Annotated in this window: 10 protein-coding genes; 9 read left to right on the top strand and 1 reads right to left on the bottom strand. The window is 40.2% G+C overall.

Annotation, left to right across the window (positions count from 1 at the left end; translation table 11 throughout):
• The first annotated feature begins 205 nt into the window (after nucleotides 1-205).
• The 9 genes from dndC (at nucleotide 206) to AC0IWE_RS15580 (ending at nucleotide 16,964) form a co-directional block, all read left to right on the top strand.
• Nucleotides 206-1,513: a DNA phosphorothioation system sulfurtransferase DndC gene (gene dndC / locus AC0IWE_RS15620; protein ID WP_471793786.1), complete on the top strand. Its 1,308-nt coding sequence runs from the start codon at nucleotides 206-208 to the stop codon at nucleotides 1,511-1,513.
• Nucleotides 1,514-1,516: 3 nt separating this feature from the next.
• Nucleotides 1,517-3,661 carry a hypothetical protein gene (locus tag AC0IWE_RS15615; RefSeq protein ID WP_471793785.1) on the top strand — a complete coding sequence of 715 codons (2,145 nt, stop codon included), beginning with the start codon at nucleotides 1,517-1,519 and terminating at the stop codon, nucleotides 3,659-3,661.
• Nucleotides 3,651-4,043, top strand: a complete 393-nt coding sequence (locus AC0IWE_RS15610) for a DndE family protein (protein ID WP_471793784.1) — start codon at nucleotides 3,651-3,653, stop codon at nucleotides 4,041-4,043. The genes AC0IWE_RS15615 and AC0IWE_RS15610 overlap by 11 nt, the downstream gene beginning before the upstream one ends.
• A 60-nt stretch (nucleotides 4,044-4,103) precedes the next feature.
• Complete coding sequence (dptF, locus tag AC0IWE_RS15605; protein WP_471793783.1) at nucleotides 4,104-5,855, top strand: DNA phosphorothioation-dependent restriction protein DptF; 1,752 nt, start codon at nucleotides 4,104-4,106, stop codon at nucleotides 5,853-5,855.
• 6 nt (nucleotides 5,856-5,861) lie between these two features.
• Nucleotides 5,862-7,343 carry a DNA phosphorothioation-dependent restriction protein DptG gene (gene dptG, locus AC0IWE_RS15600; protein WP_471793782.1) on the top strand — a complete coding sequence of 494 codons (1,482 nt, stop codon included), beginning with the start codon at nucleotides 5,862-5,864 and terminating at the stop codon, nucleotides 7,341-7,343.
• Nucleotides 7,315-12,528, top strand: a complete 5,214-nt coding sequence (dptH, locus tag AC0IWE_RS15595; protein WP_471793781.1) for a DNA phosphorothioation-dependent restriction protein DptH — start codon at nucleotides 7,315-7,317, stop codon at nucleotides 12,526-12,528. The genes dptG and dptH overlap by 29 nt, the downstream gene beginning before the upstream one ends.
• A gap of 576 nt (nucleotides 12,529-13,104) precedes the next feature.
• Nucleotides 13,105-14,292: a DGQHR domain-containing protein gene (locus AC0IWE_RS15590; RefSeq protein WP_471793780.1), complete on the top strand. Its 1,188-nt coding sequence runs from the start codon at nucleotides 13,105-13,107 to the stop codon at nucleotides 14,290-14,292.
• A 58-nt stretch (nucleotides 14,293-14,350) separates the two neighbouring features.
• Complete coding sequence (locus AC0IWE_RS15585) at nucleotides 14,351-15,823, top strand: hypothetical protein (protein ID WP_471793779.1); 1,473 nt, start codon at nucleotides 14,351-14,353, stop codon at nucleotides 15,821-15,823.
• Nucleotides 15,824-15,938: 115 nt separating this feature from the next.
• Nucleotides 15,939-16,964, top strand: a complete 1,026-nt coding sequence (locus AC0IWE_RS15580; RefSeq protein ID WP_471793778.1) for a phospholipase D-like domain-containing protein — start codon at nucleotides 15,939-15,941, stop codon at nucleotides 16,962-16,964.
• A gap of 491 nt (nucleotides 16,965-17,455) precedes the next feature.
• On the opposite strand, the gene AC0IWE_RS15575 is transcribed toward AC0IWE_RS15580, so the two are convergent.
• Nucleotides 17,456-20,686, bottom strand: coding sequence for an error-prone DNA polymerase (locus AC0IWE_RS15575; protein WP_471793777.1), 3,231 nt, complete (start codon nucleotides 20,684-20,686; stop codon nucleotides 17,456-17,458).
• Nucleotides 20,687-20,695 lie beyond the last annotated feature (9 nt).

The raw sequence follows: 20,695 nt of genomic DNA, 5'->3' as shown, positions 1-20,695 counted from the left end.
CGCCGTGCGATAATCAGAATGTAATATTTAAAGACCAACAAATTTATAAATCTCTATCAGTCAAAGGGTATGTTGAGAAATGTCTATATGTGGATAAATAGCCCTTTTGTTACCTATAATTAAATAATACCTTTATTTTACTGATATTCTGTTTTACAGGTTTTATGTGCAAGTAAAGCACATTTTTCAGAAAAATTGAAACAATATGGCTTTAGATATTAAGTTCCTGCAAAACGAGGTTTTTGAGCAATACTTAGCGGACGATAACAATCGACCTTGGATCATTGGCTTCAGTGGTGGAAAGGACTCAACGATGCTCTTGCAATTGGTTTGGTCCACAGTTAGCAAAATAGATCCAATTTTAAGGAGCAGGCCAATACATGTTGTATGTAATGATACATTGGTTGAAAATCCAAAAATTGCTCAATTCATACATGTAACCCTGCACAATATACAAACGGAGGCTGTAAGACAGGGAATTCCTCTTACCGTACATGAAACAACCCCTCGGTTAGAAGAGAGTTTCTGGGTAAATTTAATTGGTAAGGGTTATCCTGCACCGAATAATACCTTTAGGTGGTGTACGGAGAGACTGAAAATAAATCCGACTACTGAGTTTATAAAAAGCAAGATTTCGGATATAGGTGAGGTTATTATTTTACTTGGTACAAGAAGTGCCGAAAGTGTAAACCGTGCAAAAAGTATAAAAAAGCACGAAGTCAAAGGGGAGCGACTACGCAAACATGTTTTGCCAAATGCATATGTATTTGCTTTAATTAAGGATGTTGAAACCGAAGAAGTTTGGCATTATCTTCTTCAAAATGATCCAGGCTGGGGAGGAACCAACCGGGCATTGGTAACCCTGTATAGGAATGCTAGTGGTGGAGACTGTCCTTTAGTTATTGATACCACTACTCCATCGTGTGGAAATAGCCGTTTTGGGTGTTGGGTATGTACAGTTGTCGCAAAAGATAAGTCAATGGCTGCATTGATCGATAACGGTGAGGAATGGATGGAGCCGTTAGCTGACTTTCGCGACATGTTGCAGGATAACCGAAACAAGCGGGAACTTCGAGACACAAAGAGAAGGGGGAGCTATATAGAGGATGAAAAGACCTGGGGTCCATATATTGAGGAAGAAAGAGCTAATATGCTGAAGGTTTTGTTGGAAGCCCAAAAGGAAGTGCAAAAATCCGAACCAGAATTGGTGCTTATCAATGCTCAGGAGCTTGTCGGCATACAGGTAACATGGCATCGTGATTCCCTCTTCCGTTTTAGCGTTGCTGATATTTACAACAGTGTAAACGGTACGGATTTGGATGATCGGGATTTTGATGTTCAGGACGTCTTCGAAAAGGAAATATTGAAGCAGGTCTTCAATGATGATGAAGATTTTAATCTTGTAAATGAAATGTTGGAAGTTCAGAAGTCAAAATTCATCCTTGTAAGCAAATACGGGTTGCAGAATGATCTGGAAAACCATATCGAGAGACACATAAAATTGAAAAAGTAGCCAATGTTTATTAGTCAAATTGAATTAACGAACTTCAGGGTATATAGAGGAAATAACATTCTTGATTTTTCAACTGATCAGGATAAAAACATTACAGTTATCTCTGGTAACAATGGATTCGGCAAGACATCCTTTCTTACGTCATTGGTTTGGGGATTGTATGGGAAACTAATGGTAGATGTCGATGACAGATATCGTCAAGATATTGCGGAATCTGGCGGATACAAGAGGTATTGTGAAAAACTCATGAATAGGCTATCCTTTTCTGAAGCAATAGAAAGAACAAATGCTTTGAAAGATAATTTCAGTGGCGTAAACCAGCCACAGAGAGAGAAATTGCAGCGGGAAATTGATGAGATCACCTCGTTTAGTGTGAGCCTTCGGCTTGAGAATCTAATGATCCCCTCAGTTGCTTGTAAGGAAATTGAGATCAAGCGTACTTACAATGTCCTCAATCACCGTGAATCGGTGGAAATTTTGATCGATGGTAGGCCAAATGAGCTAACTAAGACTGTCGGTCCTGAAATATTTATTAATGATTTTATCCTTCCGAAAGAAATAGCCAAGTTTTTCTTTTTTGATGCAGAAAAAATTGTCTCACTTGCCGAAATAAACACAGTTGAAGAAAAGCGATATTTAAGCCAGGCTTATGCAGAGGTTCTCGGAATAAAGAAATATACCGATCTGAAATCTAGTTTGGAACAGATGCGCTATAGGATCCGAGAAAAATCTGCAGTTAAAAGTGATAAAGCTACTTTGGAAAAGCATACCAAGCACCTGGAGCAGAATAAGAAATTGATCCTTCATAAGAATGATAGTCTTGAAGAAATAGAGGAATCTATTCACTCTAAAAGAGTTACAGCCGATCGCTATCAAGAACAACTCATACGGGAAGGAAGTGCAATTACGCTGGAGGAATTAAAGAGGCTGAGAGAAGAAAAGATACTTTTGTCTGCCGATATGGTTAAGCTACGGAGTCGTTTCAACGAACTTCTCGAATTGGCACCTTTTGCAATGCTTTCGGAAAAAATGCTTGCTGTAAAAACGCAAATTGAATTAGAAAATAGCAATAGCCCTACAGCATCAGCACTGTTGCAGAGCAGGTTTGAAATGGTGGCGAAAGCGATTGCCGAAGCTAAGGGGCTAACAAATCTGGATGAGCAATCCAAGGCGTCTATCATCGAGCTTGTGAAAACCAATATGATCCCTGATAGAGACGTTCAAGTCGACATGCTGTTGAACTTTAATCCAGATCAGCAACAACGTTTTTATGTGGTTGTGGAGCAGCTTAAGAATTCATATAGCAAAACTTTTAGATCACTAATGAATGATCAAAAACGAGTTCAATCAGTTTTCTATACTGTTAACCGTAAACTAATAGATGCGGAATCTAAAGGTAAGGATCCTGTGATTGCGGATATTAGAAAGTCAAAGGAGCGTCTAGATGATGAAATAAAAATGCTTGAGACTGAGCGCTCTAATATTGAAACATTGAAGCAACACTTGGAAATTGAATCTCAAACAATATCAAGGCAGGTATCTGAGCTGAGCCGGAAAGTCGAGATTGAAGACAACGATCGAGAAAAAGACCAGACTGCCCATAGATTGATCGCTAAACTGGATTTGTTCATTCAAAAGCTAAAAAACAAGAAAAAAGGCTCTTTGGAACGTAATATCTTTACTGAGCTAAATAGCCTTATGCATAAGGCGGATTTCGTAACCAGGGTGAACGTCGTAATTGAAGGAGATTTAATAGATATCGAATTGTATGATAATCAGGGTAGGTTTATAGATAAAGAGCTGTTATCAAAGGGTGAACAACAGTTGTATGCAACAGCATTGCTAAAGGCGTTGGTCGATGAATCAAATATAAAATTTCCGGTATTTATAGATAGTCCATTGCAAAAGTTTGACAAAGAACACTCTAAGAACATAGTGATGGAATTCTACCCAAATCTTTCCTCTCAGGTCGTTCTATTCCCTTTGCTGGAAAAGGAACTCAATGTACAGGAGTATAATTGGATGCTTGGGAAAGTTGGGTCTGCATATCTCATTCGCCAAAATGATAAATATAATTCTGGCTTTGAGCAAGTTGATCCTGTACAGCTGTTCGATACTTATTTAAACAACAATATGCATGTTCAGTAATATAAAAACATCAAAGGCAAATAAGGAGGTTGTAACTTTACTTACTAATAAACTTGCTCTAGGAAGCGAGAATGTTATCGCAAGAATCGCAATTGCATATTCTTTATCCCTTGATAGAAAGTTAGACATAAAGGATCTTGCCGATGCTGGCGGTAAGGAGTACAGCGAAAAAGTATTATTTGGAGACTACACCGATTACTATATTGCTCTTATCTGTATGCATTACGGCATTTACTCATCTGATAAAGATATTGTTAGATATATAAAGTTGCATGTCGATGACGGTTTGGAGTTGCTTTCAATCGAGTTCGAAAGTAACCACAATACGACCGGCTTTGAATTTATTGCAAATAAGATCGATAAGGGACTCGTACCCTTATAGTTCTTCTACTTGGCTTAATGAAAGAAAAATAACCTAATAGCTAACTTAACTGCATCTCTCATGAACAGTGTTCACCCAATAGTATTTGAATTAAGCAAATTAAAAGAATCTTCAAAAGAGGCAGTAGCAGATGCTTCCTCAAAAAACGAAGATGCTTTTAAATCGTATCTCCATATTGAGCGACAGGTGGAGCTCGATCTTAAAAATATAATTTTAGAGTCTGCCAATACCTCTGGCCCCTCACTGGTACTTCTTTGTGGGAATGTTGGAGATGGAAAATCGCATTTGCTTTCCAAATTACACCAAGAGCCGCTGATTGCAAGCTGTCTCGGACAGTTTCAAATGCATAATGATGCTACAGAGAGCTTTAGCCCCGATCAAACGTGTATCGATACACTAGGTCATATTCTCGAACCTTTCTCCGACGAAAACCTTGGTAAAATTAATGCCAAATGGATTTTGGCTATTAATCTCGGGACGCTCAGCAATTTTTTAGAAGAACGTGGAAATGCTTTCAAAAAACTAAGAGATTTTGTGGATCAACAAGGTGTAATAGACCCTGAAAAGTTTCAGCTCCAGGATGCCTTCATCCCAGGAAGCTACTTCCAGGTAGTGAACTTTACCAATCATCATTTTTATGAACTTACTAAAGCCGGTGTTAAGCCCGAACTTTTCGAGAAATTGTTCTCGAAAATTGTAGCAAATGATGCTAAGAATCCCTTGTACCAAGCGTATCAAAGTTTAAAAAAAGAGGAGTGGACTGTAGATTGCCCTATTGTTGCTAATTACGAGTTCTTGGCCGATTTCAGTAATATCAAGACCCTGTCGAGGTTGCTGGTAGAGTGTATACTTAAAGAAAAAGTTATAATTTCTTTTCGCCAGATACTTGGTTTTATCTATGATCTTTTGATACCATACAGCCTCTCTGGACTATCTATTGAGGAGCACAAAAAAGTTGTCGGACAGAACAGCGCTGCTGCGCGTCTAGACCAGCATATGATAAACTATATTTTCGAAAATCCACAACTTTCAAGAATTTTTACAATACTCAATAAACTCGATCCGGCGATTAGAAGGTATGAGCAGCTGGATGAAAAGGCAACGACTATATATACGAGCCTAGATCCACTTCACCTATTTAATGCTGATTTTGAAAATTTACCGATATTTCTCAAAAGAAACCTGGGTGCGGAATTGTCAATCCTCGAATCCCGTTTTAAAACCTATCTCAGACTCAATTACTTTAGTTCACCGGGATCAGATTTGTACAAAGACGATTATTTCGACCTATTTGCACAGGCTCTTTATTATTATAATACTAAAGATGCACCCGGCCTTAGAGAAATAAACGAATTGGTTAAGGCCGCAGTACTCATTTGGAATGGGAGTACCTTGGAAAAGGATAAGATCATGTTTCCCAATATTTCTAAACATTCCAATTATCGCCTATTTAGGACGCTAAATCCAAAGCCGATTTTACCTGCCATTTCAGAGAAAATCGCGAAAGATAAGCTGCACCAATTTCTTACAGAGGTAAAAGTTAGCTTTTTTGGACCAGATGCTGGAAAAAATGTTGCTTTTGTCAATGTTGATTACTCGCTTTATATGCTTCTTCAAAAGGTCAAACAAGGTTATCGCCCAAACAAAATTGACAGAAGCAGTTTTATAAATTTTGTTGCTATGGTTGAAACGTTGATGTTACAAGATTCTAACGACGACCAAATTTTTGTTGACGAGATCAATTTCGGGCGCAGTTTGGACTATCAACTGCGTTTGGGCGATTACGGTGACTTTGAGTTTTCTAAAATATAGATGTTCATGGACAATAAATTTATTCCTGCAGAACACCTGACAGGTTTCATAAGGCAAAACCAGTTTTACAATATTGACGGCAAAAAGATTGCTTTAATGCCATTTAGTACTGGATTTGCTGATAGTTTGGATAAGAGTTTGCGAAATGATTTTAGAACTTTTGATGGATGTGTAGGTTATTGCCTTCGTGAGATCTCCGATAAATCCATGCCTGTTGACCTAGAGAAGGACAATCTGGATGGCGGTTTCAAGGCCCAACTTAAATCTGCAATTTTGAGGAAAGCTGTTTCGTTAACTATTTTTGATGAAACCGAACCTGCAAAGCTTCGGGCAATCATCGAATCCATGTTTTTTAAAGATGATAGCCTGCTAAAATATGGGAGCCGTGCCCAGTATTATCTCTTTTGGGAAAACAAAGATATAGGGCTGAAGAAAATCAGTTATTTTATCCGCAATATCTTCTTTGATGATGCACTTGAAAGGCTGATCGTTGGGCATACGGATTCGAAAAAACACCCTTTTCATGAGTTGATGAACCAAAGTCTTCCCCAGTTAGTAGACGGGCCGAACAAAGAACTAACTGCGGGTGAAAAGAAAAACTATCACAAGTTGGACGCTGGTATTATTGAGACTTTTAGCGAGGATTTTAGATATTTATACGGTGATCAAAAAATGTTTCTCGCAGAAAGCGCCCTTCTGTTAAAGTTCTATTATTTTTCTTACCTCACCAAGGCTGTTTTCAGGCTGGGTGATTTTTTCGAAGATAAAGAACACAAACTTTATTTCACTCTTGAGGGAGAGTCGGTTTCCCGGTCAAGAAGGACGAATGAATTAGGTTGGAAACTATTGGAATCCAAAATATACAAGCTTTTTTCACATACAGTTGCTCTAGAACTCGTCAACCGTATCCCAAAAATTAATTTACACGATACGGGAAAAAGTTATACAGAACTGGCGGAATTTTTTAGCGCACTAGATGAATCATCCAGTACCGGTATAGCGTCAGACCTAGAACAGCTTATGGATTTTTATTCGGATAATTTCGAAAAAATAGACTGGATAGGATTTGGGGAATATTATGAGAATCGTAAAAAAACTTTGGTTTTAAAGAATGATTTGGAAAGCCTTGTGTATAAGGTTTTTCTGAAAGTTGATTACCAGTTTGAAAAGTCCGACAGGAAGTCAAAGCGAAACAATTACGGAAAGTGGTTTATTTCTTTTTGCAAAGAAAATTTTCTCAAAAATAGGGGAGGGAACAATGGTTACACCCTAAACCTCAGCAACGAAATGCTCCTGTTTCTAACCAAACTTTGTGTTAAGGATCAGCAGCGCATGAGACTGAAAGATTTATGGAACGAATTTAATCGAAGAGGAATCTTCTTTGATGATCTAACCCAACAGGCTATTCTAGCCATTTTTGAAAAAATCAATTTAATAGAGAAAAAAAGCGATAGCGGAGATGCACAGTACATTAGACCAATTTTATAATTACATAGCAGATAGTATTCTGGAATTTTTCGCGCGAGAGGGCCAGCTTCACGCGGGTGACCGCTATTTTCTTTACCTAGAAAGGGAAGAGGATTTAATAGCCTTAAACAGCAAACTTTGCGGCCCCAATATCGCTATAGTCTCTGATTTCTCATATCAGCATACAACGGATGCTAAGGTCTATCATTCCAGTCAGTTAGATTTCAGAGGAATCAGTTTGATCGTTTCCTCAAATGTAGAAGTTACAGAAAATTTCCTTACAACTTTGAGGAACCAGGTTGCAGCGCAAAGTGACGAATTCAGGTCAAAAGCAATCCTCATACTGTTCAGTGGCAAGCTTGACAGTCTGATAGGAGGTAGCGGAGATCTAACAAAAGCAGGAATGCCATTCAACTTTGATTTTTTTTCGAAAAAACTCAAGGAAAGGATTTTGACTTCCGCAAAACTAAGTGGTTCTGAGAAAGCGATACTTGAAAGCTGTTTATTTAAAATGTCTATCGGACTGAGAGAAGATAATGCCTCAATCTTAGATCTTGCGCCAATCGTTACTGTCGTACAACAGGGAAATCTCAATGCTGTGGATTGTGCCCCACTCGGGATTTTTCCGCAAGAGGAACTTTCAAGTATTACCGACTCAAAAACAATACGCACTCGAATAGAGGAAAATGGCTTACTTTTCGAACTTATTGAATCTATAATAAACTTTAGTGACCCGGCTGTTGAGCTTGAAAAGAAGTTTAGCTTAACTGGTGTGAAACTAATCATAGACCGTATCGAAGACGAATCGTGGAAGCTGCTTGACTATGCGGATATCATGAAACATGCTCTGAAGAAAGAAAAGGATGCACCTATAAAATATCTGGGTCCAGATATCCGATCATCATCGGAAGGCATAGTAATTTGGGACAAGGCACTCTATGAATCCACTGCAGGGAAAAGGAACAGGAATATTATCGTCTTTAATCCCTTTGGCGCCTATCCTATAAATGTTTTTTTTGCCTTCGACAGTAGGCTCAAAGGAAATATAAAGGTTCAAAAGCAGCACGAAGCAGGCATTCACGCAGAAAAATCTGGACGGTTCATAAAACTGACGTTAAAGGATGAGCATTATAATAGTAATACTTTAAATCTGGATTATGATGGCGGAACAACTGCCAACCGCTTTAAATTTAAAATATGGGTACTTAACACCGGCCATTCCTTTCTAGAGCATTTTTCAGCGAATTATTCTTTGAGCGACAAAGGAATGCTTGTCATTGACGACCAAGAATCGATAATTTTCAACGTAGGAAGTTCTCAAAAAATAGAAGTAACCGTTGCAGGTGGTGACGAAGTAGAATTGGGAGAGGAAAGTACATCTCTTGTCTTCACAAATGAGGACGAAGAGGACGAACTGTATTTCGCGTTGAATTACAAGCACCTTGAGCTCGATGTCCTTGTGAGACAAAAATTAAACCTACCAACACCTATAAAAGGTTGGGAAGTTTGGCAGAATAAACGCCTTTATGAAGACAGTTTCAGATATAAATACGATAAAGAAAGTCAAATATTTAAATTATCCTTTAAAAATGTTGAATATACAGTAAGAGATTCTTTCCGAACGAACCTGTTGCTCGAGAGACAGATCCTCGAGCTAGGCGGACATGCATGGGTCCAGTCTGAAGAAGGACAGGTGACGCCTTTACCCCTGAAACTTAGTGCAGGGATAACATCTGCCTATAATAAATATTTTCAGTTATTAGCGGGTGCTGACCTGTTACCAAGTTTGGCCTTTATGGCTCCAGAATTAAGAGAGGCTGTCCAGGAATATGTTAATGCATTTTTGACCGAAGTGGAGGAATTACCCGAACTTCAGCCTCTTTTGGATGGAAGCGGTTCTGATCTCATACGGCTAGGCACTGTCCAGGAAACGGCTGGAGCTAGGATCGTAAAATTCTCACCACTACATCCATTGATGTTGGCATACCAGCTAGAACTTAACTCTCAAGTAGAAAAGTCTGAGCTTTATGACGCCATACTTAAAAAACTTACCCCTTTAAATCTGATGCCCTACCTCAAATGGGAGAATCCATTGGATCCTTCGAATGCATCTCTTTATGCGAGCAAGGAAAACAATCATTCTCCTGAGTGGTTATATTTCAGCAACGACCTTCATTTTAAGCAATTCGGAGGAAGGGAATTTATCCGAAACCTGGTCAATAACAAGATCGCTGAGTTCATAGAGAACTTTTCGTTTTTGTTTTCTCACGACAAACGCGCCCCACTGAAGATCAACGTCTTTAATATGGGTGACTGTCTCCAGGTTCTGCAAGGCATTTTTGATTATTACAAGGATCAGGTAAGCAAAAAGGTCGCAATACATACCTTGAGACCGATTGATCTCTATATAAATGGATCTGATCATTACGTCACAACGTTTGAAAAAATGGCCCATCTCTTCGAGAAAGAAGATGTGGAAAAAGCCTTTGACATTAGTGCCAATTCTAAACTGTTTGATTTTGATGATCTGTTAAATGCATTCAGGACCAATGTGCACTTCTATGCTGACGGGAAGCAAAACAATTCCAACTATGCCCATCTTACATTTTACCAATTCGGAAATGAAAGCTTTAAGGTATCCTATCGTGATAGCAGACAGATTCCTTCAGGTGTAAGCCTAGATGGCTTATTAAGTGATGTGCCTTCCCAACTATCAGATGGGGTTTATATAACTGGATATGGTTCAGAGTATAACCATAATACCAATAGCCTAAGCCGTATAGTTAAGGCCTATAATGAGCTTGCCCTTGTATCTTCTACCAAAGATCCTTTCAAGCGTAACGAGGTGATTTGCACCTATATAGATTCCAGTATTAAAAAATCTCTCAACGATTTATATGACCACTCCCAATGGGTAACCTTTGTTGATCCCCATTTTGACCTTTCATTTTTCAAGGATGATGATGATGTGATCATAGTACATTACAGTGATCAATATAGTAGCGCAAGTGGTTTCGACGCCATTACAGTGACAAGAAAATCAGGTCAATACCAGTTTTTGTTGGAACAGATACTGAAAGAAAAGAATGTTGAAAACGCAAAATCCGACACTAGGGAGCTTATCGACCTCTACAATGCTATCAACGGCGAATGGTTGCTGAAATTGATTGGAAAGAAAGATAGCAATATGCAAAAGGAAAAATTGAGCCTGCCTTCTGCAGTTAGAACCTTTCTAGCATTTTACGATCATCCTGAAATAATCTGGGTTGCTCTGTCGCTAGAAGAAATTCTCCGGGTTTCAGGCGGTGCAGGTCTGAGTAGATCCGAAGGACTTTTCTCTGCAAAGAACTTAGGATCAAAAAACGAACATTGCGATGATTTATTGATGGTCGGTGTTTACGAGGTTAACGGGGTACTAAAACTTCAATTTATGCCTGTAGAGGTCAAGATCGGCAATAATAATTCAGCTGTTATTGGACATGCGATCGACCAGGCAGAAAAAACCTTCCACCTGCTCTATCAGTACTTACAAAATCCAGAGCTCGGCTTTCGCCAGGAGTTCTATAAGAGCTTTTTTGCCAAACTGGTGATTGTGAGCGCAGCCAAAATGAAATTCTATAACATTTGGAATGCGCAAACCTGGGAAAAGATATTTACTGATTACCGTGAACGGCTGATGAATAATGAATTCGAAGTATCGAGACAATTATCCTCTCTGATAGGTAACTATGCAGTTATCTCATTTAGCAATTCCACTATAACTCGGTCACTTGATCAAGATGATGATGGTGTGTTGCTAACCTTGTTTGAATCGGATGGATACAATTCTCTGGTCAAAAGCGTCGACCAGATCAAAAGCTGGCTTCTTGATAGCAAACATTCGATCGATACTTCGATGCTTCTGAAAAACCGGTTGGCGCATGTTGAGTCAATGGGTGCCGAACCTTCACAGGTGATTCCCGATAAGGAACAACCTCCCACTGATATGGAGATTATTGTTGAGGGAGAGGAGATTGATGCGGAAGAACTGATTAACGATGTTGTTGAACAGAGCGGACAGGGTGATATAGGGATATATTTTGGTGATGATATAAATTCAGGAGCAGGTGTTTTATGGGAACCTAGTAATACAGCGAAAGTAATGCATACCAACACTGGTATTATAGGGACAATGGGAACTGGGAAAACTCAATTTACCAAATCCGTAATAACTCAGCTTAGCCGGATAAGCGAAAGCAATGTAGGCGGTAAGCCGATCGGCATCCTGATATTTGACTACAAGGGCGACTATATAAATGATGCTTTTATAGATGCGACAGGAGCAAATGTCCATAAGTTGTTTCATCTGCCCTACAACCCCTTGGCAATTGACCTGAACGATGATCCAATTGATCTACTTCCACTTCATATTGCCTCAACGTTGCAAGAAACTATTTCTAATGCATTTGGCCTTGGAACAAAGCAGAAAGCGCTATTGAAGGATTTAATTATGCGTGCTTATGAGGACAAGGGTATTGATAAAAAGCGAAAGGAAACCTGGACTAAGGTGCCGCCAACAATTTCCGATGTTTGCGAACTTTACCTGAACGATGAAAGTGGGTCTGTAGATAGCCTTCACGCCGCATTGAGCCAACTAGCCGATTTTGAGATTTTTCAGCCGGTCTCGTCAAAAACAAAATCACTTTTTGATATTATTGACGGTGTAACAGTAATCAATCTATCTGGATATAGTGCAGATATCCAAAATTTGGTTGTAGCGATAACCTTGGACGCATTCTACTCACAGATGCAAAAGAACGGGCATAGTAGGATAAAGGGGAATTTTCGTGAGCTTACCAAAATGATCCTGGTAGATGAAGCCGACAATTTCCTCAGCAAGAATTTCATGGCGTTGAGAAAGATTCTAAAAGAAGGACGCGAATTTGGAGTAGGTACTATCCTCTCGACACAGTTTCTGAATCATTTTTCTACAGGTGACAATGAATACGACCAGTATATCTTAACCTGGATCATTCACCGAGTAAATGATGTGAAGGTAAAAGATATAGATTCCCTATTTTCCATCTCGGATAAAAACCAGAAAGAGCAGCTCGTCCAGATCATTAAAAAACTTGAAAAGCACCACAGTGTGGTAAATCTTGGTGGTTCCCCACCAATGCTAATTGAGGACATGCCCTTTTGGAAACTTATGCAAAATGACAAATAACGTATAACGAACTAACAAGCGACTGATTAAAAAATTATCTAATATGCTCGATATCAACATTAGGGATTTTCCATTGTTTTTCTCCTATCTCTGGTCCGAAAAGCGTATGGACTTTCTTACGCACATCATCATTCTATTTGTGCTACCCACTCTTCCGTACATAATCCTAACTGTAGAAATTCTTCAAATGTCCAATGAGGCCCAAATAGGGTTTTTTGGAGATGGCAGTATGATCTCATTGTGCATAGGAATTATTTGTACCTATTTTTGGAAGACACATGATTTTAAGGAAGGGGCAAAGCAGCGACACAGATTTTTCAATGTCGTTGCAATCATAATTTATATAATTCTCTTGGCCATTTTTATGGACTGTCAGATCTCGACACCAAGATCGGTCGGACATATCTGTCTTATTCTAGCCATATCGCTTGTGGTGCTGATAATAACATTTATTATCTCCTTGGTGCTGACCTTTGAAAATTACGTTGAGTTTGAAGAATTCAAGCAAAAAATCAGATTAGAAAGAGCAGATGCAACAGTAGACAAATCACCAAAAAGCAAAACCAAAATAGAGGTATGAAGATCATCAATATTGAAGGCAAAAGATACGGCATTGCAATTGGCTCGCTAATCAGCCAACCTATAGGGGATTTTTTTGTATGCAGCATGACTTGGAGCGTATTAAATGAAATTGCAATCAGTCAACCTAGGATCCTAGTTTCCAAAAATGAGGATGGTACAGAGGAATATCGGGGTATCCAGCGTTTTGTGTCTGAAGAGCGCAGGAAGGCACTGGTCGAATATGTAACAGAGAACCCTTATGCTACCTTCCCCACATCCATCATTATAAATTTTCCCTCAGAGTTCTTGGATCTGATCCCTTTTAAGGTAAGTCTTTCGCAGGCAGACAACCTCCCTGTGTATAACAATGACATATTAGGTAAGTTACCAAACGATGAAAGTCTGGACTCACATATCCTAGTGTTTCCAATAGAGAATGGGGTCGCGCAGATCATAGATGGTCAACATCGCCTTTCGGCCTTTCAAAGTTTTGGCGATCAGGAGGTATTTGACCTACCGGTAACCATCTTCATGAACCAAACCCTAGAACGCCAGGCAGAGGTATTTGCTGTGATCAACGGCAAACAGACAAAGGTTAGTGCAAGCCTGGTCTATGAACTTTTCGGCATCAGCGAGAAGCCCACTCCCTATAAGGTTGCAAACGATCTGCTAAAAATGCTTAACGAAAGTGAGAACAGTCCGTTGGAAGACAAGATCAAAATCCTTGGCAAGGCAAACGAGTTTTATAAAGGGGTTATCACACAGAGTACCATTGCGCAAAATATAATCTTTTTGATTTCCGGGGATATCAAACAGGCAGAAAAGGACAAGTCTGATGTGCTAAATGGACTGCCGTTGGAGCCCTACCCTACAAAAACAAGGCGCCCTGCACCACTTAGAGAATTTTACATAAATCGGGAGGAAAATGTTCTTTTTAAAGTTATCCTCAACTTTTTCAAAGCAGTCGAGGAAGGCTTCGGAGAGAAATGGAGCATGCCGGATTCTGTCCTTCAAAAGACCATCGGGATCAATGCTCTGTTTAAATACTTGTCCCACCTCGCTATTCTTGGCAAACAACAGAATACTTTAACATATGTTTTTTTTCTTGACCAGATCAAAACTAAGCAAGGCATAGACCTGACCAATATTCAGTTGAGCAGTAAGGGTGTAAACCAGATTGCCGATCAACTTATCGATAAATAACTATCGTAGAATTAAGCCTGTAGGGTTAGCTATATCTTTAGAAAAAAAAAACTTTTACATGAATGACCTTAACACAGCCCATCTGGAATGGGAAGCGATCGATTTTCCCATTATAATAAAAAAACTAAAGATTGAAGACCCCTCTTTCCAAATGGAGGATGATGCTCAATTAGAAATTTGGCGTCAGGATAACCTTCAACTTAAGGCAAACATAAAAGGAACCTTAAAAAAAGTCCAAACGAATTTTTCCGAAAATTATATCGGAAAGGGAAATATTGCTGTGCAGCAAATTATTAAAGGAAGTGATGGTAATGGAAATGGGATAACTTTAACCGGTTGCATTTTTGGTGGTTATTCGGTAAAATACGGAATCGATGGCAATTTTCGCGAGCCAACTTCTGTGGATGTTATTTTTGATAAAGTTGAAATTGAGTATAACGTATTGGAATCTCCGTCGTCTTCAGAAATTCATTACGAATGGTTTCTATGTAAGAATATTGTTCCCCACTTTTACGGAACTACTGTCCGAAGGCCAGCAGATGGAATATTCAAGGCAAGGCTTGGGATCGATGAATTTGATGAGAAAAATTCGGGAATGTTTGGAAGTGCAAGTTCCGGAGATTATATCCCAATCAACATCCCCCAGATAGACCTTATCGTAGCGCAGGTCCCGAAGTTTTTTGTCCCCAATGGGCTAGCCGGGTTATGCTTTGAATTTAGAGGCGATAATATCTCGAAAGCTAAAGGAGATTTGTTAGAGGATATTAAGCATTTCTTTTCGTTCATATTGGGAACAAAGCTATACTATATGGGAAACGTCACTATTAGCGATGGCAAGCCGGTAAGGGCTTTACTTGACAGTCCGAATATACCCACCTCCCTGAATCCATCCCTACCTCCAATCCGTTTTAACTTTGAATATGAATGGGGAAACATCAATCTGCAGTCCAACAGTTTGTTAGAACGATACCTGCATCTAAAATCCTCACTTTCTTTAAACCATGCTGTGGAGCGGAGATGGATTGCGGCAGAAATTCCTGTCGGGGTGAATTTACCGATATTGGCAGGGGCAGTAGAGATTGTAGCAGATAAGTTCTTAAAAATGAGAGGTAAGAACGAACTCGAGTATCTCCCGAAATCTGATTATGAGATACTTATAAGTGAAGGTATTAAATCTATTGAACAAAAACTTGGTTTGATCCCGGGAGTCGAAATTATTTTAAATAAAATAAAAAGTGCATTCCGTAAAGGCCCAAATGAAAAAATAAACCTTTTTCTTTCGGAGCTGGGAATTGAATTAAGCGAGCCAGAAAAGAGGGCGATCAATCTCCGGAACAAAATGACCCATGGAAACAGAAGCTATAAGGACGAATCTTTAGCACATGACGACCTAATTCTGACCAAGGTTTATGAGGTTCTGTCCAATCGCATACTATTGAAGATCTTGAATTTTGAGGGCTACTATCAGGATTTTAGTATAAAGGGTGCGCCGTCTAGGCCAATTACCACCGGCTCAGGAGAGCCTGCATAAAAACGAAATTTGACAAAGGAGTCGTCTCTGTAATAGTCCAAGTTTATATTATCTTAATGTCTCGAATTTAGCTGGACGAAGTTTGTCTTTCAAACCATAATATCGATATGAAAAAATGATCCAACCATACTTCAACAATATAGCGACGCAGATCATCAAAGAGATATCTGAAGCGAAAACACACATAGCTATCGTTATGGCTTGGTTTACCGATGAAAAAATTTTCGATGCGCTTCGGGAACGACTTATCGATAATGTTAAGGTCGATTTGATACTTTTAGATGATGAAAGTAACAAACGACGGAATAGGTACGAGGAACAACAAAAGATGATTGCAATAATCGAAAAATCATCTAGCAAAAGATATCTACGACCAGCGGCAAAAAATAAAATTTCGAGAAAAACAAAGCTGGCTGATTTTAAGCTGGATTTAAAGAGCCTTGAACAACTAGGGGCAAAAATTTTTGTTATGGATCCAGCGAACAAGTTCTTCATACACAGTAAATTCTGTGTGATCGACTCATTTACGGTAATAACAGGTTCTTACAACTGGACTAAAAATGCCTATTCTTTGATTGAAAACATTGTTATAATTAAAGATTCCAAAAATGCATTTGCTTTTCTTGAAGAGTTTGCCAGGATCAAGGAGAAAAAATACAAGCTGCTAAGAGAAAAGAATATACCGAAGTGTGGGGTATGTAAATGCTTTGCGCCATTAACCCTTATATTCAACTATGTTGAATCAACCGAGACTGAGATTGAAACAATTACTGGAAAGTTATGCACAAATCAGACCGAAGTGCATTTTTCAGAGAGCCCGGTATACGGTACTGACAACGGTGATTTCGACAACATGCTGCAAGATGAATACGATAAGATAAATGAGAGAGAACTTGCTGAGGGTATATGGTCTGATGAGGCGTTGATGGATGCAATTGCCAGCTATGTTGGTACCTCAAATGATATATTAGCTCCAAACTTGAAGCAAAGTCCTTTGGTCGTTCTCAGGAGGCGCAACGAACCAATCAAGGGCTCGCGCCTCACTTTGGAATGGAACCATCCCATCTTGGACAATTTTATGTCAGATTTTCAAATGTACGCAGATGATTTAGAAGAAAAGATATTTCAAGGTGACGAATAATCGAAATGCTTTGGGCCAAATATGTTAGAAATGTTCATTTTCAATTTTTTCATTGGATAAACCGGAATAAATTAACCCCTCCATGCTAGAAATAAATTTGTTGTATTGGCAAAACAAATCCGCTTTAGAATACACCTGATAAAGTTATGAGTAATCCCAATATTTTTATTGACGGTGACTTCTGCCACGGATTCAATAGGTCAGTAAATAGAAAACCCTTAAAAAGTAACGCTGAGTTTGGATAGCAAAAATTGAGTGCAATATGCAACGGGATAGCGAGGTCAATCTATTTCTTGCTGAGATAGGATATACAGTCATATGCTTTTGGGAACATCAGATAAAATCAGAACTTAATAAATGGGTCATCAGGTAATTCTATAATAGAATCTGGTAAGAGTGGGTTAATTCCTGATAAAGAATGAGAATATTTATTTCATTTCAGCTTTGAATAAAATTGCTTTCCGAACTTATAACTCATCTTCCAGCTTGATTTATTTGAAATTCCTACCGCCATGGAAAACTTTCTTTGGTTCGTCTTCCCTAACCTGAGTAGGTTTGTTTTGTGATGGATATGGTGCCGTTATTTCATCACCTCGAGCTAGGGTCATTACAGGCAAATCATCAACTTCCCTTTGTACCAATTTTCCGAGCATCTTTGTGAAATCAAAACATTTGCCCACAATGACGTGTACGACTTGTCCCTCTCGTTGCAATCGGCCTTCCACCATGAGCAGCCTCGAATGCAGGATTTCCTTACGGTAAGTTTCAAACAGCTGTTCAAATACAACTAAATTAGAATACCCGCTTTCGTCTTCAATAGTAATAAAGCATACACCTCCTGCTGTTCCGGGACGCTGGCGAACCAAGACTAATCCAGCGACTTTAACCAGCTGACCATCTGTGGAATCATTGTTGATATGATGGCAAGTTCTGATGTTGAGCATATCAAGCTGCGGCCGCACAAAACTCACAGGATGCGCTTTTAGGGAAAGTCCTGTAGTCGCATAATCCTGTACAACATGCTCTCCCTTGCCCATTAACGGCAGTTCAACCTGCGTTTCCAATGCACTTTCAGAAGGCTGCCCCCTGAACAGTTCTTCCGGCATATCTTTTAAGGCAGAGACTTCCCAAAGTGCCTTTCGTCTATCCAGCCCCATCGAACGAAATGCATCTGCATCAGCCAACCGCTCCAAGGTGGCTATCGATATTCCTGAATCCCTGATTGCGGTAATACTTTGATAACCGCTTCCGCGACCATTGACCAAAATATCCATGTCATCTCCTCTGATGCCATTGATCTGCCTGAACCCTAACCGAAGCGCAAAATGCTTCCCTGATTTTTCTTCAAGTTTATTGTCCCAAAAGGAATAGTTGACGTCAATTTCGCGAACCTGAACAGTATGCTTCTGCGCATCAATAACGATTTGTGCCGGTTGATAAAAGCCCATCGGCATACTATTCAGCAATGCAGCAGCGAAAACGTCCGGATAATAATGTTTAAGCCAACAAGAGACATAAACGAGCAGGGCAAAACTGGCAGCATGGCTTTCAGGAAATCCATAACTCCCAAATCCTTCCAGCTGCCTGAATATCCTTTTTGCAAATTCCTCTGTATAACCCTTGTTCATCATCCCATCGATAAGTTTTTGCTCATACTGGTTCACCATTCCTTTAAACTTGAATGTTGCCATGCTTCGACGTAGACCATCGGCTTCAGCAGGGGTAAATCCCGCCGCTACTATAGCTATCTTCATCGCCTGTTCCTGAAACAGCGGAACGCCTAAGGTGCGACCCAGAATTTTTTCCAGTTCTGGCGAGGGGTAAACTACAGGTTCTTCGCCGCTGCGTCTGCGCAAATAAGGATGGACCATGTCTCCCTGGATAGGTCCTGGGCGAACGATAGCGACCTCTATCACCAGATCATAAAATTCTCTTGGCTTAAGCCTAGGGAGCATGGACATCTGTGCCCGGCTTTCGATCTGGAATACGCCGAGTGTATCAGCCAGACAAATCATATCATACACCTGCGGGTCATCCTGTGGTATGTTTGCCAAGGTATATTGCACGCCGTAATGATCCCGGCAGAGATCAAAAGCCTTTCTGATGCAGGTAAGCATCCCTAGCGCCAGCACATCCACCTTTAAAAAACCCAGCGCATCGATATCATCTTTATTCCATTCGATATTGGTGCGGTCTTCCATCCGGGCATTTAGGATAGGGCAGAGGTCTGTAAGCTTCCCTTGCGTAACTACAAATCCTCCTGTATGCTGACCGAGCTGCCGCGGAAAGCCCATCATTTGGGAAGTAAGCTCAAGTGTTTTCTTAAGGTGCGGATCATTTGGATTTAGACCTTGCTCGGTAACGCGCTTGCCCTCGAACCATTCATCTGTAAACTCCCAGATCGAGGTTGACAGGCGATTGATTGTATCAACAGATAGCCCCATAGCCTTGCCTACATCCCGGATGGCTCCTTTCTGGTGTTGCTGTGTGACGGTTGCAACGATTGCCGCACGGTCACGTCCATACTTGGTATAGATATACTGGATGATTTCTTCCCTGCGCTCATGCTCGAAGTCGACATCAATATCCGGTGGTTCGTTTCTGGCGGGTGAGATGAAGCGCTCAAATAGCAAATCAAACTTCATCGGATTAACAGAGGTAATACCCAGCACGAAGCAAATTGCAGAATTAGCTGCCGAACCCCGACCCTGGCAGAGAATCCCGCGGGATCTGGCCTCACGAACAATATCCTCAACAAAAAGGAAGTAATTGGCATAATCCATCTGCCTCACAAAAGCCATCTCATGATGGATCATGTTAACAACCTTTTCCGGGATCTTCTCGCCATAAAATTCATGAGCACCTTTCCAGGTCAAAAATTCGAGCTCCTCCATCGGACTGCGTCCGCTTGGATTGATTTCTTCGGGGTAGACATATTTGAGCTCATCAAGAGAAAAATTGCAGGCTTCGGAAATGACCATCGTGTTTTGAATTGCGCTTGGATATTTTCTGAAAAGTCTGTCCATCTCAGCCACCTCTTTCATGTACCGCTCAGCATTTTGATGTAAACGAAACCCTGCTTCCTGAATGGTGCATTTCTCTCTTACACAGGTCAGTACATCCTGAAGTTCTCTTCGTGAAGGATTGTGATAATGGATGTCGCCTGTTGCGACTACCGGTATTTCATAGAATTTGGAAAGTTGTGAGGTTCGAAAGATCAGCTTATCGTCGTTTCCCAAATAAGACCTTGTTGCAGCAAGGTAAAGCTGACCTCCCAAAGCGTCGCGATATTCTGCAACTGAGGCGATAAAGCTAGCCTCATATTCAAAGCGACGGTTCAAAGCGCCAGGCATTACAAGGGCAAAAAGAATCCCTTTGCTATGGGCGTAAACATCGGCACGGGAAATATGGCAGCTGCCCTTTTCTGCTCTCATATTGCCCAATGTCAATAGTGCGGACAACCTGCCATAAGCTTCCCTATCCGTGGGATAGGCGAGCAGGCTCGGTCCATCCAGCAGATCCAGCCTGCAGGCGGGAATTAGTTTTATGTTTTTCTCTCGGCAGGCGGCATGCGCCCGTACGATTCCGGCAAGTGTATTCCTATCTGTTATGGCTATTTTTTTATAACCGAAGATTTCGGCCTGTTCAACCAGTTCGTGCGCATGCGAAGCGCCACGCAAAAAGCTGAAGTTTGAGGTAATCTGTAATTCACTGTAAGCCATAACCCATCT

It is taken from the genome of Pedobacter sp. AC402, assembly GCF_979252805.1.
The sequence above is the reverse complement of the archived record's forward strand: the minus strand, read 5'-3'. Positions and strand labels throughout refer to the sequence as shown.